Source organism: Pantoea sp. Cy-639, assembly GCF_011752525.1.
Classification (GTDB): domain Bacteria; phylum Pseudomonadota; class Gammaproteobacteria; order Pseudomonadales; family Pseudomonadaceae; genus Aquipseudomonas.
The window spans coordinates 297,827-318,986 of the sequence record NZ_VWXI01000005.1 but is presented as its reverse complement, the minus strand read 5'-3'; the positions used below and the strand labels follow the sequence as shown (position 1 = coordinate 318,986).

The window sequence follows — 21,160 nt, the reverse complement described above, 5'->3', positions numbered from 1 at the left end:
ATAAAAAAACAGCTGATCGGGTGAGGTATTCCATCACGGCATCCGTGTAGTGATTGAAAGTGCGATTCATTCGCAATAAATCACTCCTCTCTCAGGTCAGCGTCCATGAAGTTCACCTCGCGTTGCGTCCCTCTCTGGTTCGGCCTCTGCACCTTGCCGGCCGTGGCCCTGGCTCCTCAGGCGCTGGCCGCGCAGCTCAGTCAGGCTTATGCCTTCGCCCAGCCTGGTCAACCGCTGGCCCAGGCCCTCGATACGTTCACCAGGGTCACTGGCCAGAGCGTGGTCCACACATTGGCACTGCCTGACGTCCAGGCACCGGCACTCGAGGGGGCGTTCAGCGCCGAGCAGGCGCTGCAGCAGTTGCTGGGCAACACCGGATTGCTCTGGCGCCGCCTCGACGCGCGCACGCTGACCCTCGAGGCGCTCGATGCTGGCGGCGCGCTCAACCTGCAGGCCACGCGCATCACCTCGCAGCAGGACGACTACAGCTACCAGCCCCCGGCCACTGCCTCGATCATGCGTGGCCAGGGCCCGAGCCAGGAGATCCCCCACGCCATCAATGTGGTCCCGGCCCAGGTGCTGCGCGACCAGGCGCCACGCAACCTCGACGACGCCCTGGCCAATGTCAGTGGCATCACCCAGGGCAACAACTTTGGCGGTACCGCCGACACCGTGATGAAGCGCGGCTTCGGCGACAACCGCGATGGCTCGATCATGCGCGACGGCATGCCGCTGGTGCAGGGGCGCGCGCTCAACGCCAGCGCCGAGCGGGTCGAGGTGCTCAAGGGGCCGGCCTCGCTGCTGTACGGCATCCAGGACCCTGGCGGGGTGATCAACGTGGTCAGCAAGCGCCCGCAGATGCAGGCTTACAACGCCCTGACCCTGCGTGGCTCGACCTATGGCAGCGGCAAGAACGGCAGCGGCGCCAGCCTGGACAGCACTGGCGCGCTGGGCAGCAGCAACCTGGCCTACCGGCTGATCGTCGATCATGAAGACGAGGACTACTGGCGCAACTTCGGCACCCACCGCGAATCGCTGGTGGCGCCCTCGCTGGCCTGGTACGGCGACGATACCCAGGTATTGCTGGCCTACGAACACCGCGAGTTCCTCTCGCCGTTCGACCGTGGCACCGCCTTTGGCAGCGACGGCCACCCGCTGCCGATCCCGGCCACCCGTCGTCTCGACGAGCGCTTCAACAACATGGAAGGGCGCTCGGACCTGTACCGGCTGGAGGTCGATCACCAGTTGGCCGACGACTGGAAGCTGCACTTGGGCTACAGCTTCAACCGCGAGACCTACGATGCCAGCCAGGTGCGGGTGACGGGCGTCAACGAGCAGAAGGGCACCTTGTCGCGCAGCATCGATGGCACCCAGGGCGCCATGAGCCGCGACCAGTTCGTCACCCTCAGCCTCAATGGCAGCGTCGAGCTGGCCGGCATGCGCCATGAGCTGCTGGCGGGGGTCGATCATGAAGACCGCAAGATCTACCGCGCCGACCTGATCCGCCAGAACAGTCGCTCGACCTTCAGCTACCTCGACCCGGTCTATGGTCGCGAAGTGCCCGGCAGCAGCGTGCGTGCCAGCGACAGCGACCAGACCGACAAGCTGCGTACCGATTCGTTGTTCGTGCAGGACGCCTGGCACCTGGACGACCACTGGATCCTGGTGGCCGGCGGGCGTTTCCAGCAATACGACCAGTACGCCGGTCGTGGTCGCCCGTTCAAGGCCAATACCGACAACAGCGGCCAGACCTGGGTGCCGCATGCCGGTATCGTCTACAAGGTCGACGAGCAGTTGTCGCTGTATGGCAGCTACAGCGAGTCGTTCAAGCCCAACTCCAGCATCGCGCCGCTGAGTGGCGGCCTGGTGCTCGATTCATCGATCGCCCCGGAGGAGGGCAAGGCGTGGGAGCTGGGCGCCAAGCTGGACATGCCCGGGCAGCTCAGCGGCACCCTGGCGTTGTTCGACATCACCAAGCGCAACGTGCTGGTGTCGAACTTCGACACAGGCACCGGCGAGACCCTCTACAGCAACGCCGGCGAAGTCAGTTCGCGCGGTGTCGAGCTGGACCTGACCGGCCAGCTCAGCGAGCGCTGGAGCCTGATCGGCGCGTATGCCTTCACCGACGCCGAGGTGACCAAGGACCCGGACCTCAAGGGCAATCGCCTGCAGAACGTCGCCCGCCACAGCGGCTCGCTGTCGGCGGTGTACGACTACGGTAGCTTGTTCGGCGGCGATCGCCTGCGCCTGGGGGCCGGCGCCCGTTATGTCGGGGAGCGCGCGGGCAACGCGAGCAATGACTTCGACCTGCCGGCGTACACCGTGGCCGATGCCTTCGCCAGCTATGAAACCAAGCTGGACGAGCACAAGGTGCGCCTGCAACTGAATGTGAAGAACCTGTTCGACAAGGTCTACTACAGCTCGGCGGTGAACCGCTACTTCGTCGCCGTGGGCGACGCGCGGCAGGTGAGCCTGAGCAGTACCTTCGAGTTCTAGGGGGCTGTCTGGGAAAAACGTTCGCTTCTGGCGCGTGGCTTGGCTGTTCGCCGGCAAGGCAGCGCGGGTCGATGGCGACGCGGTCCCTGCGCTCAACAGGCAAACGCCGCCCGGTACGCCCCCGGCGTGGCGCCCAGCGCTTGCCGGAAGCGGTTGCTGAAGTGGCTGGCGCTGGCGAAACCGCAGAGCAGTGCCACCTGGCCTAGGGGCAATGCCCCCTGGCGCAGCAACTGGCAGGCGCGGTGCAGGCGCCTGGCCAGCAGGTACTGATGCGGCGGCAAGCCGAAGCTTGTGTGGAACATCCGTGCGAAATGGTATTCCGACAGGTTGCAGCGCAGCGCCAGCTCGCCCAGGGTCAGCGGCTGTTCGAGGTTGGCCTCGAGGTAGTCGAGCAGTTGCCGGCGCAGGTGCGGCGCCAACCCGCCCTTGAGCTTCAGGCCCTGGCGCAGCCCGGCCTGGTTGAGCACGGCATGGTCGATGATGGCGTGGGCCAGGCTGCTGGCCAGCAGGCGCTCGCCAGGTTCGCTCCAGTCCAGCGCGATCAGTTGGCGAAAGCGCCGGGCCTGTTGCGGATCCTCGAGGAAGGTCGCCTCGCGCAGTTGCATCTCCCGCGGCTCTCGGTCGAGCAGGCGGGTGCAGCCGAGGGCGAACTGCGTCTCGCTGATGTACAGGTGGGCCAGGCGGATGCTGCCGTTGACCACCCAGTTCGACTCATGGCCGGCCGGCATGATGCACAGCTTGTCGGGCGAACCCTTGTCCGACGGGCGCTGGCGACGGAAGGTGCCGGTGCCGTCGGCGATGTAGCAGGACAGCGTGTGATGGCTCGGGGCTTGGTAGTCGCGGGCATCGTCGTGGTTGCTCCACTGCGCCGCCGCCAGCCCGTCGCCCAGGTGCGCGCTGAGCTCCAGCCGGGCGTTGGGCGAGGCGTGCATGGCATTGAAGACTTGCAGGTGATCGAGTGGGGGCATGGGCGACTCCTCTGCTGGCTATCGTACTGCGGCGTGGGTGGGCTGACAGCTGGCTGATGAGCAAAAGCGCAAGTTTGTGCAAGCGGGCGATGCCGGCGGTCGCGCAGACTGCCTGCCTTGCGAGGGCTGGCGCCCTCGATCGCCGGCTCCCGCCAGGTTCGCGGTGGGCGCTGGCGATGGGCCACAGCGTGGCCCTAGGCCAAACCTGCCCGAGGACTTCACCATGAACCTGTCGCTCTACCTGCTCACCGTCCTGATCTGGGGCACCACCTGGATCGCCCTGAAACTGCAACTGGGCGTGGTCGCCATCCCGGTATCGATCGTCTACCGCTTCGCCCTGGCCGGGCTGATCCTGTTCGCCATCCTCCTGCTCACCCGGCGCCTGCAGCCGATGAACCGCCGCGGGCACCTGGTGTGCCTGGCCCAGGGCGTGTGCCTGTTCTGCGTCAACTTCATGTGCTTCCTGACCGCCAGCCAGTGGGTCGCCAGCGGGTTGATCGCCGTGGTGTTCTCCACCGCGACCCTGTGGAACGCCCTCAATGCGCGAATCTTCTTCGGCCAGAAGATTGCCGCCAACGTGCTCGGCGGCGGCGCCATGGGCCTGCTCGGGCTGGGGCTGCTGTTCTGGCCGGAGCTGTCGCACCATGCGGCCAGCCGCGAAACCCTCTACGGCCTGGGCCTGGCGCTGCTCGGCACGCTGTGCTTCTCGGCCGGCAACATGCTTTCCAGCCTGCAGCAGAAGGCCGGGCTCAGGCCGATGACCACCAACGCCTGGGGCATGTTGTATGGCGCCTCGATGCTGGCGGTGTACTGCCTGGTCAGCGGCATTCCCTTCGCCATGGAATGGAACGCGCGCTACCTCGGCTCGCTGCTGTACCTGGTGATTCCGGGTTCGGTGATCGGTTTCACCGCCTACCTGACCCTGGTCGGGCGCATGGGGCCGGAGCGAGCGGCCTACTGCACCGTGCTGTTCCCGCTGGTGGCGCTGAATGTGTCGGCATTCGCCGAGGGCTACCAGTGGACAGCGCCGGCGTTGCTCGGGCTGGTGGCGGTGATGGCCGGGAACGTGCTGGTGTTTCGCAAGCCGGCGATTCGACCGCAGATGGCAGCAGCACGTTAGATCTTGTACGAAAAGTGTGGTCATCCATCGTTGTGGGAGGGGCGGGGCGCCGATGCGACTTGCCCCGCGATCTGGCGCAACGCGGCAGCCAAGCCCGCTTCCACAAGACTTCTGGTATGGAGGGTAGTAACTGGCAGTACTGACAGGTGTGCATTCGAGCAGTCTGACTAGACTTCGCCGTGTGTCCCACCAAGGAGCCGACGATGTCATGGAATACGCCACTGACTGGCACGCAGCGCTGGTTGCTGTGCTCAGCCATCTTGCTGCTGCACATCGTACCGCTGCTGATGGCGGACCTGCCGGCACTGGACGATTACGCGCGCCAGCAATTGGCGCGCAATGACTGGGAGGAACTCGGTCGCCCGCTGGTCGTGGTGGTACACATGTTGTTCAGCTTCGGGACTGACGCGGTGAACGTCTATCCGTTGCCGTTGATACTGGTGGCCCTGATCGGCGCACATGCGCTGGCGAGCCTTGCCCGGCACTGGTTCGGGTTGCCGACGGCCGCTGCGGTCCTTGTGGTGCTGCCGCTGTGGCTGCAGCCGATGTTCCTGCAGAACCTGTCCTATCAGTACGACGGCACCTCCATGGCGCTGGCGCTGGTCTTGAGCATCTGGGCGATCATGCTGGCTGGCAGGTGGCCGGCACGGTTGCTGTTCGGCAGCCTGCTGGTGGCGATGGGGGCTGCGCTTTATCAACCGACCGTGAATGTATTTGCAGCCCTGTGCTGCATCGAGGTGATGCGTCAGGTCATGGACGGCCAGCGACTGGCGAAGGTTTGCCGGTATGCCGTCTTGCGCCTGGGCCAGTTGCTGGCGGGGTGCGGATTGTTCTACCTGAGCTGTGCCTGGATGGTGCTCAGGGGGCGTGCGGAGTTGATCGCAATCGATGGCGACTGGCCGGCTACCATCCTGCGTCACCTTGCCGCCACGGCAGAAGTGCTCAAGCTGCTGGTCACGCCCTGGATCTTCTGGGGAGGCATTGCCCTGGCCATGCTGGCGATCGCTGGGCTGGGCAGGCACATTCGCAGCGTCTGGCGGCAGCCCCGTGGCGTGGGTGAGCGCCTGGGGCTGCTGGCGTTCCTGCTGGGGCCGATGGCACTGCTGGTGCTGTGCGTCCCTGGCGTGACGCTCGTGCTAAGGGATTTCGATCCTAATCCGCGGGTATTGATGGCCCTGGGCGCTGTCCTGGCCCTGGTGCTGCATCTGGCGCACGATGCCTTGTCGGCCCTGCCGCGCCTGCGTCTGGGTGTGCTGGTGCTGGCGACAGTGGTCATGCTGTCGATGTCGTTTGCCTATGGCCGGGTCCTGGTGTGGCAGAAGGCATTGCTCCAGGCCGTGACCCAGTCAGTGGCGCATGACTTGTCATCGCTGCCTGCCAGGCAGTATTACCTGCTCGATTACTGGCAAGACAGACTTTGGTTGCCAGCGGCGAAAGGGACGTTGCGCAACTTGCCGGTCCTGGAGCAGATCAATCCCAACAATTTCGTGATGCTGCCGGAGATGCTGCCGCTGGCCGGTCTCGACCAGCTGCATACGTTCTACCAGCCCCCGCCGCTCAGTCGCGAACAGGTGCTGGCCGCCAGCCCGGCGGCGCAGATCGTCCGTCCGTTGTATGAGATCCACCTGGTGGACGACGCGGCCTATGTCCTGTTCAACGTGCCTGCTGGGGAGCATTGAGGCCAGGCGTCGGCGCGGTGCGCTTCGGTTCGATGGCCTCAGCCTTTCCACACCTGTGGGTTCACCAGGTCCTGCGGGCGCTCGCCGAGCAGCGCCGCGCGCAGGTTGTCCATGGCCCGGTTGGCCATGGCCTCGCGGGTCTCGGCGGTGGCCGAGCCGACGTGGGGCAGGGTCAGGGCGTTGGGCAGCCTGAACAGCGCTGAATCAGCCAGTGGCTCCTTCTCGTAGACATCCAGCCCGGCACCGCGGATCGTGCCGCCTTGCAGTGCCTCGGCCAGCGCTGCCTCGTCCACCACCGGGCCACGGGCGATGTTGATCAGGAACGCGCTGGGCTTCATCAGCTTCAGCTCACGGGCGCCGATCAGCTTGCGGGTGGCCTCGGACAGCGGCACCACGATGCAGACGAAGTCGGCCTCGGCGAGCAGCGCGTCGAGGCTGCGGTACTGCGCGCCGAGCGCTTGTTCCAGCGCGGGCTTGCGGTTGTTGCCGGCGTACAGCACCTGCATGTCGAAACCGAAGCGGCCACGGCGGGCGATGGCTGCGCCGATGTTGCCCAGGCCGACGATGCCCAGGGTCTTGCCGTGCACATCGCTGCCGAACTGTGCCGGGCCGACGGTGGCCTGCCAATGCCCGGCCTTGGTCCAGGCGTCGAGTTCGGCGGTGCGGCGCGCACATCCCATGATCAGTGCGAAGCCCAGGTCGGCGGTGCTTTCGGTGAGCACGTCGGGGGTGTTGGTCAGGGCGATGCCGCGTTCGTTGAAGTAGTCCAGGTCGTAGTTGTCGTAGCCCACCGAGACACTGGACACCACCTCCAGCTTGCCCGCACCCTCGAGCTGCGCGCGGCCGAGCTTGCGGCCGACGCCGATCAGGCCATGGGCCTCGGGCAGGGCTTCGTTGAACTGGGCGCTGATGTCGCCGAGCTTGGGGTTGGGCACGATCACGTTGAAATCTTGTTGCAGGCGTTCGGCCATGGCCTGGGTGATGCGGCTGAAGGCCAGGACGGTCTTTTTCATCGGGCGGCTTCTCTGCAAGGCGGGTAGGGGCATCATCGCGGGGCTAGCCCCGCGATGACGGGATCAACGGTCAGCAACCTAGCATTGCCCAGACCTGTCGCGCAGCCGCTTTTTTCAGTTGGCGATCAACAGTTCGTGGGTCTTCAGGTCGGCCTCGTGGGCGGCGAGGATTTCCGGCAGCGAGTTGCGCAGGTACTCGACCCAGGTCTTGATCTTGGCATCCAGGTACTGGCGCGACGGGTAGATCGCATACAAGTTCAGCTCCTGCAGGCGATATTCCGGCAGGATCCGTACCAGGCTGCCGTCGCGCAGGCCATCGATGGCCGAGTAGATCGGCAGCACGCCAACCCCCATGCTGCTGCGGATCGCGGTCTTCATCGCATCGGCCGAGTTGACCTGGAACGGCGAGCTGGTGATGTTGACCATCTCCTGGCCCTCGGGGCCGTCGAACAGCCACTTCTCCAGCGGGATCACCGGGCTGACCATGCGCAGGCAGGCGTGCTTGAGCAGGTCGGCCGGCTTGTGCGCGAAGCCGTGGCGCGCCACGTAGTCGGGCGAGGCGCAGACGATGCTGTAGGTGATGCCCAGGCGCTGGGAGACGAAGCCCGAGTCCGGCAGCTCGCTGGCCAGCACGATGGACACGTCGTAGCCCTCGTCGAGCAGGTCGGGCACGCGGTTGGCCATGGTCAGGTCGAAGGTCACGTCCGGGTGCGACTCGCGGTAGCGGGCGATGGCATCGACCACGAAATGCTGGCCGACCCCGGTCATCGAGTGCACCTTCAACTGCCCGGCGGGGCGGGCGTGGGCATCGCTGGCCTCGGCCTCGGCTTCCTCGACGAAGGTGAGGATCTGTTCGCAGCGCATCAGGTAGCGCTTGCCTGCCTCGGTCAGCGCGATGCGCCGCGTGGTGCGGTTGAGCAGGCGGGTTTGCAGATGGGCTTCCAGGTTGGAGACCGCCCGCGACACGTTCGCGGTGGTCGTATCCAGTTGCGCCGCGGCAGCGGTGAAGCTGCCGAGCTGGGCCACGCAACTGAAAGCACGCATGTTTTGCAGGGTGTCCATGGGTCACTCTCGGTTTAGAGGACAAAATTGTGACATGAAGTAACGGATTGTCGCTTCCGACTAAAGCCGGATTATCGCTGTTTTGGTAACAAAGATTCGCAGGAATATACGCTTATCGCCAATGAAAGCCGCCCCTAGAATTGTTCGGCCCCTCCACCTCTTCCTCGGGAAATCGCAGCTGTGCCGCGTCGCAACATCAGAGCGCTTAGTGCGCTCAGTGCCTGTGCCCTTTGTCTCACCTTGAGCGGCTGTATCGGAACCTGGGGCATCGCCCCGCAAACCAAGACTCTCCAAGCCAACCAGCTGGCCACCGACGAGGCCATTCGCGAAGCCGCGCGCGATGCCCACTGGCCGGCGCAACAATGGTGGCGCGCCTATGGCGACCCGCAACTGAACGACTGGATCGCCCTGGCCCTGGCTGGCAGCCCGAGCATGGCCATGGCGGCCGCGCGGGTGCGTGAAGCCAAGGCCATGGCCGGGGTGGTCGAATCGGCCGAGAAGCTCCAGGCCAACGGCAACGCCACGCTCAAGCGCCACAACTGGCCGGAGGACCAATTCTACGGCCCCGGCGCGCTGTCCGGCGCCAACACCTGGGACAACAATGCCGCCATCGGCTTCAGCTACGCGCTGGACCTGTGGGGGCGCGAGCGCAATGCCACCGAGCAGGCCGTGGACCAGGCGCACATGAGCGTCGCCGAGGCGCGCCAGGCCCAGCTCGAGCTGGAAAACAACGTGGTGCGCACCTACATCCAGCTCAGCCTGCACTTCGCCCAGCGCGATATCGTCCAGGCCGAGCTTGCGCAGCAGGAGCAGATCCTGGCGTTGGCCAAGCGTCGCCTCGACGGCGGCATCGGCACCCATTTCGAGGTCAGCCAGGCCGAGGCGCCGCTGCCCGAGACCCACCGTCAGCTCGACGGTCTCGATGAAGAGATCGCCCTGACCCGTAACCAGCTGGCGGCCCTGGCCGGCAAGGGCCCGGGAGAGGGTGCCAGGTTGCAGCGCCCGAGCCTGACCCTCGGTGCACCGCTGGCGCTGCCGTCTAACCTGCCTGCCGAGCTGGTCGGCCAGCGGCCGGACGTGGTCGCCAGTCGCTGGCAGGTCGCGGCCCAGGCCCGCGGCATCGATGTCGCCCACGCCGGCTTCTTCCCCAACGTCGACCTGGTCGGCAGCCTCGGCTTCATGGCCACCGGCGGCGGCCCGCTGGAGTTCCTCACCGGGCGCAAGTTCAACTACAACGTCGGCCCGGCCATCAGCCTGCCGATATTCGACGGCGGTCGCCTGCGCTCGCAGCTGGGCGTGGCCTCGGCCGGCTACGACGTGGCCGTGGCGCGCTACAACCAGACGGTGATCGGCGCGCTGAAGAACATCTCCGACCAGCTGATCCGCCGCGAGTCGATGAAGGAACAGGCGCATTTCGCCGCCGAGTCGGTGGCCGCCGCGCAGAAGACCTACGACATCGCGACCGTCGCCTTCCAGCGTGGCCTGACCGACTACCTCAACGTGCTCAACGCCCAGACCCTGCTGTTCCGCCAGCAGCAAGTGCAGCAACAGGTCCAGGCCGCGCGCCTGGTGGCCCATGCCGAGCTGGTCACCGCCCTGGGTGGCGGCCTGGAGGCCGGCAAGGACGTGCCTGACGACGAGCGTCAGGCCGCGCCGAAGACCCCGGCCACCCTGGCGGTCTTCGACCAGCTCACCGACACCGTGGGCCACGCCGAATGAGCACATCGAGCCTGCCCGTGCGCTGGCTGCAGAGCCTGGAGTGGCGCCGGGGCTTCTTTGCCTGGGCGCGGACCGATGGGGTCACCTGGGTCTACATCTTCAAGGTTCTGGCCGCCGCCTTCATCACCCTGTGGCTGGCCATGCGCCTGGAGCTGCCGCAGCCACGCACGGCGATGATCACCGTGTTCATCGTCATGCAGCCGCAGAGCGGCCATGTGTTCGCCAAGAGCTTCTACCGGGTGCTCGGCACCCTGGCCGGCTCGGCGATGATGGTCGCGCTGATCGCCATCTTCCCGCAGAACACCGAGCTGTTCCTGCCCAGCCTGGCGCTGTGGGTCGGCCTGTGCTCGGCCGGCGCCATGCGCTACCGCACCTTCCGGGCCTATGGCTTCGTGCTGGCCGGCTACACCGCGGCGATGATCGGCCTGCCCGTGCTCGAGCACCCCGACCAGGCGTTCATGGCGGCGGTGTGGCGGGTGCTGGAAATCGCCCTGGGCATCCTCGTGTCGACCTTCGTCAGCGCCGCGATCCTGCCGCAGTCGGCCAGTGCCGCCATGCGCAACGCCTTGTACCAGCGCTTCGGCACCTTCGCCGGGGTGGTGGTCGAGGCCCTGCGCGGCGACAGCCAGCGCGACCGCTACGAGACCAGCAACGTCCGCTTCGTCGCCGAGGCGGTGGGCCTGGAAAGCCTGCGCAACGTCACCGCCTTCGAGGACCCGCACATGCGTCGGCGCTCGGGGCGGCTGGTGCGCATGAACAGCGAGTTCATGGCCATCACCACCCGCTTCAACGCCCTGCACAGCCTGCTCGAGCGCCTGCGTGCCCGCGGCCCGCTGCAGATCGTCGGGGCCATCGAGCCGGGCCTGGAGACCCTCGCGCAGTTGCTGCAGCCCTACGTCGGCCGTGCCCTGACCGACGCCGACGCGCTGCGCCTGGCGCTGGAACTGGGCACCTACAAGGAAGGCCTGCAGGCCCAGGTGCGAGGCCTGCGCGCCGAGTACCTGGAGACCAACCCCAGCGAGTCCGACCTGCTCGATTTCCACACCGCCTTCGAGCTGCTCTACCGCTTCGTCGACGAGATGTTCAGCTATGCCCAGACCCATGCCTCGCTGGCGGTGCACAAGCACGAGCGCGAGCAGTGGGACGAACCCTACGTGGCCCAGACCAGCTGGCTGGTGTCGCTGGCGGCCGGCGTGCGCGCCTCGGCGGTGCTGTTGCTGCTGGGCAGCTACTGGCTGCTCAGCGACTGGCCCAGCGGCGGCATGATGACCCTGATCGCCACGGTCACCGTGGGCCTGTCGGCGGCCTCGCCCAACCCCAAGCGCATGTCGTTCCAGATGGCCTGCGGCACGGCGATCGGGGCCTTCATCGGTTTCTTCGAAACCTTCTTCGTGTTCCCCTGGATCGACGGTTTCCCGCTGCTGTGCATGGTCCTGGCGCCGGTGTTCGTGCTCGGCGCGTTCCTCTCGTCGCGCCCGGCCTACGCTGGCTACGGCGTCGGCCTGCTGGTGTTCTTCGCCATTGGCTCGGTGCCGAACAACCTGACCATCTACAACCCCTACACCTTCATCAACGACTACATCGGCATGGTCATCGGCATGTTCGTCTGTGCCGCGGCCGGCGCGATCATCCTGCCGCCGAACAGTCGCTGGCTGTGGAGCCGCCTGGAGCAGGAGCTGCGCGAGCAGGTGCTGTTCGCCATCGGCGGGCGCCTGCGTGGCCTCGGCTCGGCATTCGAAAGCCGCACCCGCGACCTGCTGCACCAGGCCTATGGCCTGGCCGCCGGCAAGCCGCAGGTGCAGAGCGAACTGATGGGCTGGATGTTCACCGTGCTGGAGATCGGCCACGCGATCATCGAGCTGCGCAAGGAGCAGGCGCGTGCGCCGATCCACCCGGCCTACGCCGAGTCGCAGCCGTGGCGCCAGGCGATCCGCGTCATGGGTCGCGCCCTGGCACGGCTGTTCCTGCAGCCCAGCGCCAGCAACCACGAACGTGCGCTGGTGGCGGTGGACCACGCCATCAGCCGGGTGCAGGCCACCGACGAACCGTTCGCCCGGCACTTCGACACCTCGGTGCTGCGTCGCGCGCAGAGCTACCTGCACTTCATCCGATCCTCCCTGCTCGACCCACAGTCGCCGTTGGCTCCGGCGAAAGGACTGCACCACGATGTTCCGTGAAATGCCCCGTGAGATCGCCTTCCATGGCGTGTACATGCCCACCATGACCTTGATGTTCCTGTTCGCCCTGGGCCTGGCCTGGGGCCTGGACCGGTTCATCGCCAGCCATGATGGCTATCGCTTCTTCTGGCACCCGGCGCTGCTGCGCCTGTCGCTGTTCGTCTGCCTGTTCGGCGCCCTGGCGCTGTCGCTCTACTGGTGAGAATCCTTCGATGAAAAAGTTCTTCAGCCTGATCGCCACCTTGCTGGTGCTGGCCGCTGCCGTGGTGATCGGTCGCCAGTTGTGGCTGCACTACATGACCACGCCGTGGACCCGTGACGGCCGGGTACGCGCCGATATCATCAATGTCGCCGCCGACGTGCCGGGCTATGTGGTCGACGTGCCGGTCAAGGACAACCAGCAGGTGAAGAAGGGCGACGTGCTGATCCGCATCGACCCCGAGCACTACCAGCTGGCGGTGGACCAGGCCAAGGCGCTGGTCGCCTCGCGCAAGGCCACCTGGGAGATGCGCAAGGTCAACGCCAAGCGCCGCGCCGACATGGACAACCTGGTGATCTCCAAGGAAAACCGCGACGACGCCAGCAACATCGCCAGCTCCGCGCTGGCCGACTACCAGCATGCCCAGGCCCAGCTGGCCGCGGCCGAGTTGAACCTCCAGCGCACCCAGATCGTCGCCACCGTCGATGGCTACGTGACCAACCTGAACATCCACAAGGGTGACTACGCCCGTACCGGCGAGGCCGTGATGGCGGTGGTCGACGAGCACTCGTTCTGGGTCTACGGCTTCTTCGAGGAGACCAAGCTGCCGCACGTGAAGGTAGGCGACCAGGCCGAGCTGCAGATGATGAGCGGCGAGCGCATCAAGGGGCATGTCGAGAGCATCGCCCGCGGCATCTACGACCGCGACAACCCGCAGAGCCGCGAGCTGATCGCCGACGTCAACCCGACCTTCAACTGGGTGCGCCTGGCCCAGCGGGTACCGGTGCGGATCCATATCGACGAAGTGCCGGAAGGCTTCCTGATGGCGGCGGGGACCACCTGCACGGTGGTGGTCAAGCCGAGCGAGCAGTAGCGCCGAGCTGGCCATCGCGGGCCTTCCCGGCGATGGCAGCGATGATCGGGGGCGTTGCCTCAGCCGGCGACCCCGACCAGTACCGGCACTTTCACCCGGTCGATCACCTTGGCGCTGATCGACGGGTCCAGCAGCCGCCCCAGCCGCGACAGGTGGCGGTGGCCCATGATGATCAGCCCGCACTCCAGCTCCCGGGCCTTCGCGACGATGGCGTCCACCGGCTGGTCGGCGACCATGCAGCCCTGGCAGTCGAAGCCGGCCGCGCGCAACTCGCGCACGGCGCTGGCCACGGCGCGTTCGGCCAGTTGCTGTTCGTCGCAGGCCGCGGGGTATTCCTCCTGCTCCTGTTCGGTGTAGCGGGCCGGGTGGTCGTGCACGGCGAAGGTCGAGTCGATCGCCAGCAGCACGTGCAGGCGGTGCTCGCCGGGGCGGCAGTAGTGGCGGGCGAGGTCGAGCAGGGCGGCGGCGGCGGGGGAGGCGTCGATGGCGATCAGGACCGGTTGGAGCATGGGGGTTCCTTGCGTGGCGTCGGTGACGGCGCGGGCTTCGTGGGAGCGGGCTTGCCCCGCGTCAGGGGGTACAGGCTGACGCATTGACCGGCCGGGATAAATGGCTCGCCGCGCAGGGCGCCATTGCGTCCGACGCAATCCACCAAGCTGATACCATCGCGTCTTCCACAACTGTGATGGACCACCGCCATGCAACTCCCGGACATGAACCTGCTCGTCGCCCTCGATGTGCTGCTCGACGAGGGCAGCGTGGTCGGCGCCGCCCAGCGCATGAACCTGAGCCCGGCGGCGATGAGCCGGACCCTGGGGCGGATCCGCGAGGCCCTGGGCGACCCGATCCTGGTGCGCGCCGGCCGTGGCCTGGTACCGACACCACGGGCGCTGGCCCTGCGCGAGCAGGTCCACGGGCTGGTGGAACAGGCCGGACAGGTGTTTCGCAGCCGCGAGGATGTCGACCTGGCGAACCTCGACCGCGCCTTCAACATCCGCACCAACGACCTGTTCATCGCCCTGTACGGCGCCCAGCTGCTGCGCATGATGCTGACCCAGGCGCCGCGCACGGTACTGCGCTTCGTGCCGGAAGGCAGTGGGGACGACGATGCGGTGCTGCGCAATGGCCAGATCGACCTGATCATCAGCTCGGCCATCGAGCTGGGGCCGGAGATCAAGGTGCAGAGCCTGTTCAACACCTACTTCGTGGGGCTGGCCCGTGAGGACCATCCGATCTTCGATGGCGCGATCACCCCGGAGCGGTTTGCCGCCTATCCACAGATCAGTGTGTCCCGGCGGGGGCGGGCCAATGGGCCGATCGATGTGTCGCTGGCCAACCACAAGGTGGAGCGGCGGGTGGCGCTGATCACCACCAGTTTCCATTCGGCGATGTTCTCGTTGCCGGACTCGGACCTGATCCTGCCGATACCGGCCAATATCCTCAACAGCGTGCAGCGCCTGCGGCTGCCGTTGCGCTCGTTCGAGATCCCGGTGCCGCTGGAAAAGGTCAATGTGATGCAGGCCTGGCATCCGCGCTTCGACAATGACCCGGCGCATCGCTGGTTGCGACAGACGTTGAAGGCCTGCGGGCGCCTCGACCCGTAATCACCGGCACCAGGTGCCGCCGATTGCGTCTGGCGCAACATAAAGCTGCCAACAAGTCAGTTTTCGTCAGCATTCGACCTTCTTAGACTTGCCCCAGCCTTCAATTTGTTGCTGGAGATGTCTTCCCATGAGTTCCCTGACCGCGCCTTCCGCCGCGCTGGCCGCGCCCCCGGCGCCGGCCGCCCCGGCACAAACGGCGTTCGGCCTGCGGGTGGTGGTCGGACTGTTCGGCGTGTTGCTCGCGGTGCTGTGCGCCGGGCTCAACGAGGCGGTGACCAAGATTTCCCTGAGCGACATTCGTGGCGCCATGGGCATCGGTGCCGACGAGGGCGCCTGGCTGCTGGCGGTGTACAGCGCCGCCTCGGTGTCGGCCATGGCCTTCGCGCCATGGCTGGCCAACACTTTCTCGCTGCGCCGCTTCACCATGACCGCCGTCGGCCTGTTCGCCGTGCTGGGCCTGATCCAGCCCTTCGCCCCCAACCTGCACAGCCTGATGCTGCTGCGCGTGCTGCAAGGCTTCGCCTCCGGCGCGCTGCCGCCGATGCTGATGAGCGTGGCGCTGCGCTTCCTGCCACCGGGCATCAAGCTCTACGGCCTGGCCTGCTACGCCCTGACCGCGACCTTCGGGCCGAACCTGGGCACGCCGCTGGCGGGCCTGTGGACCGAGTACGTCGGCTGGCAGTGGGCGTTCTGGCAGATCATCCTGCCGTCGTTGCTGGCGATGTTCTGCGTCGGCTGGGGCCTGCCCCAGGACCCGCTGCGCCTGGAGCGCTTCCGTCAGTTCGACTGGCGTGGCGTGCTGCTTGGCCTGCCGGCGATCAGCAGCCTGGTGCTGGGCCTGTCGCTGGGCGATCGCTGGGGTTGGTTCGATTCGCCGCTGATCTGCTGGCTGCTCGGCGGCGGCGTGCTGCTGCTGGTGCTGTTCATGTTCAACGAGTGGTCCGAACCGCTGCCGTTCTTCCAGTTGCGCATGCTGTCGCGGCGCAACCTGAGCTTTGCCCTGCTGACCCTGGCGGGTGTGCTGATCGTGCTCTCGGGCGTGGGCAGCATTCCTTCGGCGTACCTGGCGCAGATCCAGGGCTACCGCCCGGCGCAGACCAGCCCGTTGATGCTGCTGGTGGCCATGCCGCAACTGATCGCCCTGCCGCTGACCGCAGCGCTGTGCAACATCCGCGCGGTGGACTGCCGCTGGGTGCTGGCCACCGGGCTGGCGATGCTGGCCGTCTCGTGCGTGGGCAGCAGCCTGCTGACGTCGCAGTGGATCCGCGGCGATTTCTATCCGTACTACCTGCTGCAGGTGTTCGGCCAGCCCATGGCGGTGCTGCCGCTGCTGATGCTGTCGACCAACGGCATGACCCCGCAGGAGGGGCCGTTCGCCTCCAGCTGGTTCAACACGGTCAAGGGCCTGTCCTCGGTGATCGCCGCCGGCCTGATCGACGCGCTGGGCACCGTGCGCCGGCATTTCCATTCCAACCACCTGGTCGACAGCCTGGGCAACGCGCCGCTGGTCGACGACAACGCCGCCGGTCTGGCCAGGCGCATCCATGAACAGGCCCTGGTGCTGACCTCGGCCGACCTGTACCTGGTGATGGCGGCCTTCGCCGTGGCCCTGATCTGCCTGATTCCCTTCGTGCCCACCCGGATCTACCCGCCGCGCGCGGTGGCCTGAACCGGTGAATGAATTCGAGAAACGACATGACCCATACACGCAAGACACTTTTCATCGGCGCGGTACTCGCCGTGGCCGTGCTGGCCGCCATCGTCGGCCCCTGGATGTTCGGCAGCGATCATCGCCAGAGCACCAACGATGCCTATGTCAGCGCCGACTACACCGTGGTCGCACCCAAGGTGGCCGGCTTCATCAAGGAGGTGCTGGTGGAGGACAACCAGCAGGTCAAGGCCGGGCAACTGCTCGCGACCATCGATGCCCGTGACTACCAGGCCGCCCTCGATGCCGCCCAGGCCCAGTTGCTGGTGGCCAGGGCGCAGAGCCTGGATGCCCGCGCCACCCTCGAGCGCCAGGCAGCGCTGATCGCCCAGGCCGAGGCCGCCGTGAAGGCAGCCCAGGCCGAGGCGGCCTTCGCCGACCATGAGGTGACCCGCTACAGCCGCCTGGCCGAGCAGGGCGCCGGCACCGTGCAGAACGCCCAGCAGGCGCGCAGCGGGGTCGACCAGGCCCGCGCCCGCCTGGCCAATGCCCAGGCGGCATTGCTGGCCGCGCGCAAGCAGGTGGATATCCTCGACGCCCAGGTGGCCAGTGCCGACGGCCAGCTCAAGCGGGCCGAAGCGGGCCTGGAGAAAGCCCGGCTGGACCTGTCGTACACCCGTATCAGCGCGCCGGTGGACGGCATGGTCGGCGAGCGTGCGCTGCGCGTTGGCGCTTATGTCAATCCAGGCGCACGCCTGCTGTCGGTGGTGCCGCTGGCGCATGCCTACATAGTCGGCAACTTCCAGGAAACCCAACTGACCCACGTGCAGCCAGGCCAGCCGGTGAGCATCAGCGTCGACACCTTCTCCGGAGAGAAGCTCCAGGGCCACGTCGAGAGCATCGCGCCGGCCACCGGGGTGACCTTCGCCGCGGTCAAGCCGGACAACGCCACCGGCAACTTCACCAAGGTGGTGCAGCGCATCCCGGTGAAGATCGTCTTCGATGACGGGCAACCGTTGCTCGAGCGCCTGCGGGTGGGCATGTCGGTGGAGGCTACCATCGACACGCGGGGCGACAAGCTGGTCAGCAAAGAGGTGACCGCGCGATGAGCGGATGGGTGGAGAATCTCGAGCCTGCCGGGCCAGCTGCGCAGCGCTTGCATGACACAAGGCCGCTCCTGCAGAGGATCGCGTTCGCCAGTTGCAGCGACCTGGTGTCGCGCAAGGGACGCGCAGTGGCCCCTGCTCTGCGCCTGGGCCCGATGTTGCTGGCCATGCTGCTGGCCGGCTGCACCCTCGGCCCGGATTTCCAGCGCCCGGACAGCGAGGCACCGAAGGACTGGGCGGCCCTGCAGGGCGAGGCGGCGGCCAGCCAGCCGCTGGCCGAACCGCTGGAGCTGCGCTGGTGGGACAGCTTCCACGACCCACGCCTGAGTGCGCTGATCGAGAAGGTCACCACGCGCAACCTCGACCTGCGGATGGCCAGCGCGCGCCTGTTGCAAAGCCGTGCGCTGCGCAGCACGGTGGCGGCTGACGAGTCCCCGTCGGTGGATGTGAACGCCGGCTACAGTCGAGCGCGCAACAGTGCCGAAGGCCTCAGCGACCCGTCGGGCAAGGCTGGCAAGTCGGCGTTCAACCTCTGGCAGGGCGACCTGGTGGCGGGTTGGGAACTGGACCTGTGGGGCCGGGTACGGCGCCAGGTCGAAGCCGCCGATGCCAGCGTGGCCGTGGCCGAGAACGACCGTCGTGGCGTGCTGCTGGCGCTGCTCGCGGAAACGGCGGGCGACTACATCCAGTTGCGCGCGGTACAGCACACCCTGGACATCACCCAGGACAACCTCAAGGTCGCCCGGCACAGCCTGAAACTTTCCGAGGGGCGCCAGGCCGAAGGGGTGGCCACCCGTCTCGATGTGGCCCAGGCCAGTGCCCAGGTGGCCTCGATCGAGGCGCGCCTGCCCACTCTGGAAGCGCGCCGCGACGACCTGATCAACGCCCTCGGCCTGCTCGCCGCCGAGCCGCCACGCAGCTTGCAGGCCGAGTTGCTGCAAGGCGGCGAACTGCCGGCGCCGCAGCAGCGCTTCGCCATCGGCGTGCCGTCGGAGTTGGCCGAACGCCGGCCGGACATTCGCCAGGCCGAGGCCCGCCTGCATGCGGCCACCGCCAGCATCGGCGTGGCCAAGGCGGACTTCTACCCGAGTATCCGGCTGTCGGGCAGTGTCGGTTTCCAGGCCATGCAACTGTCCGATTTCGGTGCCTGGGACTCGCGACGCTTCGCCTTCGGGCCGCAGTTGTCGTTGCCGATCTTCGAGGGCGGGCGGCTGAGCGGTACCTTGGAACTGCGCGAGGCGCAGCAGCAGGAGGCGGCGCTGAACTATCGCAAGGTGGTGCTGGGGGCCTGGCATGAGATCGACGATGTGCTGCGCTTGTACAACGCCAGTCAGCTGCGCCGCGATCACCTGGCCGAGGCGGTGCGGCAGAACCGCATTGCCCTGGAGACCGCGCAGCGCCAGTATGTGGAAGGGGCGGTGGATTTCCTCAACGTGCTGACGGTGCAGTCGGCGCTGCTGGCCAGCGAGGAGCAGTGGATCGACAGTTCGGCGGCGGTTTCGCAGGCGCTGGTCGGCTTGTACAAGGCCCTGGGTGGCGGCTGGCAGGCGTTCGACGAGGCGCCGGCGAAGGTGTAGGGGCTGCGCAGCCCTTTTGCGACAAGAGACCGAGTGGCCTTGTGTCGCGAAAGGAGCGCCCAGCGCCCCCGCGATCTCACAGCGGCCGCAGCAACCCGAAGCGCTTGCGCAGTACCCAGCCCAGCAACCGCCGCGGCAGCAACCGCGCCATTAAGGGCAGCGCCGTGCTGCCATGGCCCAGGCGTACCAGCAGGGGCGTTGGTGCCTTGCCTACCGCCGCCAGCACACCCTGGGCGAACGCCGCAGCGGACATGGGACGGTCCTGCGAGGCTTGCGTGCGCGCCTGTACCTGTTCGCGCAATGGCCACCACGGCGAGTCGGCCGACAACACCTGCGCGGACTGCTGCCGGGCATTGTCGGCGAACTGCGAGGCGATGGCGCCAGGCTGCACTTCCATCACCCGGATGGCGAACGGCGCCAGCTCCAGGCGCAGCGCATCGCTGAGGGCGTGCACCGCGGCCTTGGACGCGCAGTAGGCGCCGGCGAACGGCGTTACCAGTACCCCCGAGACGCTGCCGATGTTCACCACCAGGCCACGGCTGCGGCGCAGCAGCGGGAACAGCGCACGGGTCACGCCGACCAGGGCGAACACGTTGGTCTCGAACTGCTGGCGCATGGCCTCGACGCCACCGTCGAGCAGTGGGCCCATGGCGCCGTAGCCCGCGTTGTTGATCAGGATATCCAGGCCGCCGTGATGGGCTTGCAGCTCCTCGACGAGGCGGGCGAGGGCATCGCTGTCATTGACATCCAGCTGCCGTGCGCAGAAACCAGCAGCGCTCAGCCGCTCCACATCCTCGGGCTTGCGGGCGGTCGCCCAGACGTCGTGACCAGTATCGCGGAAGGCGTCGGCCAGGGCGCGGCCGATGCCGCTGGAGCAGCCGGTGATGAGAACAGTGGGCATGTCGGGGCCTTTGGGTGGTCCGGGGAGGCTTGATCATACCTGTTTCGGTTTAATTCAACGCCATCAGGGCGGCGCGCAGCGCCGAGGTGTTCCTCTCCAGATGGACCCAGGGTTTGCCTTTGCGTGGCAAGAGAATCTGCGAGGGGTACTCCTTGAGGTGGATATCGTCGAAAACTGCTTTGAGCTCACCGTTCCAGGCCTGGGCGCCGAAGTCTTCGGCAATCAGGTCATAGATATCGAGGTGGTGCATTTGCGCCGCCAGTTCACGAAACTCATCACGTAGATCCTGGCAGACGCAACACTCGCTCGAACCCACGAAAATCACGCCGGGCCGGGCACGTTCGACATCGTCCAGGAGGTCTTCGAAGCGGTCGAGATTGTCCAGTGGGGTCATGGCCGTCAGTTCCCTCGAGAGAATGAACCTCAAGTGAACGTCGATCTGGCCTGGAGCGAAACTGGCAGAACTGTTAGTTGGCAAAACTGCCTTGCAGGTGTTCGGCACGGAATTCGAGGGTTTGTGGGCGGTACCCCGAGCGCAATGGCGGCAGCGGCAGGCAGTCGCGCCACTCTGCGCCGGGCTGCAGTTCGCCGGGGCCGCGGTAGCGTGGTGCGTTGTAGGTGTTCTCGGCGAGGTTGACGGTGTCGCCGGGGGCATAGGCGGCGACGCGCCAGCGCAGTTCGGTGAGCGGGGCCTGGTTACCGTTCTTCATGCGGACCTGCAAGGCGCGGTCGGCGGGGCACTGTTCGGGGGCGTAGCTCAGTTGCAGATCGAGACGGGCCAGTTGCGAGGCTTCGCGGGTGTCCTGCCAGACCACCCACAGGCCGACCAGTCCGAGGCCGCAGACAGCTGCCAGGGAAATCGGCACGGCCTTGGCCGGGTAGCGCAGCAGCAGGACCAGCCAGGTGAGAACGAGCAGGGCGCCGATGATCATGGTGGGGCGGGCCTTGGTGGTGGAGGGTTCCATCATCTTGGAGCGCCGAGCCGCAAGCTGCAAGCTGCAGGCAAAAGCGAAGCGG

General features: G+C 66.9%; 18 protein-coding genes. 11 read left to right on the top strand and 7 right to left on the bottom strand.

Features of this window, described 5'->3' with window-relative positions; all coding sequences use genetic code 11:
- The first annotated feature begins 105 nt into the window (after positions 1–105).
- Complete coding sequence (locus tag F3J43_RS09200; protein ID WP_166884992.1) at positions 106–2,496, top strand: TonB-dependent siderophore receptor; 2,391 nt, start codon at positions 106–108, stop codon at positions 2,494–2,496.
- A 92-nt stretch (positions 2,497–2,588) separates the two neighbouring features.
- On the opposite strand, the gene F3J43_RS09195 is transcribed toward F3J43_RS09200, so the two are convergent.
- The gene (locus F3J43_RS09195; RefSeq protein ID WP_166884990.1) at positions 2,589–3,464 is read right to left on the bottom strand and encodes a helix-turn-helix domain-containing protein; all 876 of its coding nucleotides are present in this window, start codon (positions 3,462–3,464) and stop codon (positions 2,589–2,591) included.
- 223 nt (positions 3,465–3,687) lie between these two features.
- On the opposite strand from F3J43_RS09195, the gene F3J43_RS09190 reads away from it, so the two are divergent.
- A complete protein-coding gene (locus tag F3J43_RS09190) occupies positions 3,688–4,584 on the top strand; it encodes a DMT family transporter (RefSeq protein WP_166884988.1) in 897 nt (298 codons plus the stop codon).
- Positions 4,585–4,787: 203 nt separating this feature from the next.
- Complete coding sequence (locus F3J43_RS09185) at positions 4,788–6,263, top strand: glucosyltransferase domain-containing protein (RefSeq protein ID WP_166884986.1); 1,476 nt, start codon at positions 4,788–4,790, stop codon at positions 6,261–6,263.
- 38 nt (positions 6,264–6,301) lie between these two features.
- Here F3J43_RS09185 and F3J43_RS09180 read toward each other — a convergent pair whose 3' ends face one another.
- Positions 6,302–7,276, bottom strand: coding sequence for a 2-hydroxyacid dehydrogenase (locus F3J43_RS09180; protein WP_166884984.1), 975 nt, complete (start codon positions 7,274–7,276; stop codon positions 6,302–6,304).
- Between the two features lie 114 nt (positions 7,277–7,390).
- Entirely contained in the window at positions 7,391–8,338 is a 948-nt protein-coding gene (locus tag F3J43_RS09175; protein ID WP_166884982.1) for a LysR family transcriptional regulator, read from the bottom strand.
- A 180-nt stretch (positions 8,339–8,518) separates the two neighbouring features.
- Here F3J43_RS09175 and F3J43_RS09170 point away from each other — a divergent pair, with 180 nt between their 5' ends.
- From F3J43_RS09170 to F3J43_RS09155, 4 genes are read left to right on the top strand one after another with little or no spacing between them, the layout of a single operon-like run.
- Entirely contained in the window at positions 8,519–10,057 is a 1,539-nt protein-coding gene (locus tag F3J43_RS09170; RefSeq protein ID WP_166884980.1) for an efflux transporter outer membrane subunit, read from the top strand.
- On the top strand, positions 10,054–12,234 hold the full coding sequence (locus tag F3J43_RS09165) for an FUSC family protein (protein ID WP_166884978.1): 2,181 nt from the start codon (positions 10,054–10,056) through the stop codon (positions 12,232–12,234). The genes F3J43_RS09170 and F3J43_RS09165 overlap by 4 nt, the downstream gene beginning before the upstream one ends.
- Positions 12,224–12,436, top strand: a complete 213-nt coding sequence (locus F3J43_RS09160) for a DUF1656 domain-containing protein (RefSeq protein ID WP_286184410.1) — start codon at positions 12,224–12,226, stop codon at positions 12,434–12,436. Before F3J43_RS09165 ends, F3J43_RS09160 begins: the two co-directional genes overlap by 11 nt.
- A gap of 10 nt (positions 12,437–12,446) precedes the next feature.
- Positions 12,447–13,307, top strand: a complete 861-nt coding sequence (locus F3J43_RS09155) for an efflux RND transporter periplasmic adaptor subunit (RefSeq protein ID WP_166884967.1) — start codon at positions 12,447–12,449, stop codon at positions 13,305–13,307.
- A 59-nt stretch (positions 13,308–13,366) separates the two neighbouring features.
- Here the strand turns inward: F3J43_RS09155 and F3J43_RS09150 are convergent, their stop codons facing one another.
- On the bottom strand, positions 13,367–13,816 hold the full coding sequence (locus F3J43_RS09150; protein WP_166884966.1) for a universal stress protein: 450 nt from the start codon (positions 13,814–13,816) through the stop codon (positions 13,367–13,369).
- Positions 13,817–14,005: 189 nt separating this feature from the next.
- Here F3J43_RS09150 and F3J43_RS09145 point away from each other — a divergent pair, with 189 nt between their 5' ends.
- The 4 genes from F3J43_RS09145 (at position 14,006) to F3J43_RS09130 (ending at position 19,242) form a co-directional block, all read left to right on the top strand.
- Positions 14,006–14,911 carry a LysR family transcriptional regulator gene (locus tag F3J43_RS09145; RefSeq protein WP_166884964.1) on the top strand — a complete coding sequence of 302 codons (906 nt, stop codon included), beginning with the start codon at positions 14,006–14,008 and terminating at the stop codon, positions 14,909–14,911.
- Positions 14,912–15,038: 127 nt separating this feature from the next.
- A complete protein-coding gene (locus tag F3J43_RS09140) occupies positions 15,039–16,580 on the top strand; it encodes an MFS transporter (protein WP_166884962.1) in 1,542 nt (513 codons plus the stop codon).
- Between the two features lie 26 nt (positions 16,581–16,606).
- Positions 16,607–17,668, top strand: coding sequence for an HlyD family secretion protein (locus F3J43_RS09135; protein ID WP_166884960.1), 1,062 nt, complete (start codon positions 16,607–16,609; stop codon positions 17,666–17,668).
- Positions 17,665–19,242, top strand: a complete 1,578-nt coding sequence (locus F3J43_RS09130; protein WP_205297725.1) for an efflux transporter outer membrane subunit — start codon at positions 17,665–17,667, stop codon at positions 19,240–19,242. Before F3J43_RS09135 ends, F3J43_RS09130 begins: the two co-directional genes overlap by 4 nt.
- A 76-nt stretch (positions 19,243–19,318) precedes the next feature.
- On the opposite strand, the gene F3J43_RS09125 is transcribed toward F3J43_RS09130, so the two are convergent.
- From F3J43_RS09125 to F3J43_RS09115, 3 genes are all read right to left on the bottom strand, one after another.
- On the bottom strand, positions 19,319–20,143 hold the full coding sequence (locus tag F3J43_RS09125; RefSeq protein WP_166884958.1) for an SDR family oxidoreductase: 825 nt from the start codon (positions 20,141–20,143) through the stop codon (positions 19,319–19,321).
- 49 nt (positions 20,144–20,192) lie between these two features.
- Positions 20,193–20,537 carry a hypothetical protein gene (locus F3J43_RS09120; protein ID WP_166884957.1) on the bottom strand — a complete coding sequence of 115 codons (345 nt, stop codon included), beginning with the start codon at positions 20,535–20,537 and terminating at the stop codon, positions 20,193–20,195.
- 73 nt (positions 20,538–20,610) lie between these two features.
- The gene (locus F3J43_RS09115; protein WP_286184408.1) at positions 20,611–21,111 is read right to left on the bottom strand and encodes a hypothetical protein; all 501 of its coding nucleotides are present in this window, start codon (positions 21,109–21,111) and stop codon (positions 20,611–20,613) included.
- Positions 21,112–21,160: the final 49 nt, after the last annotated feature.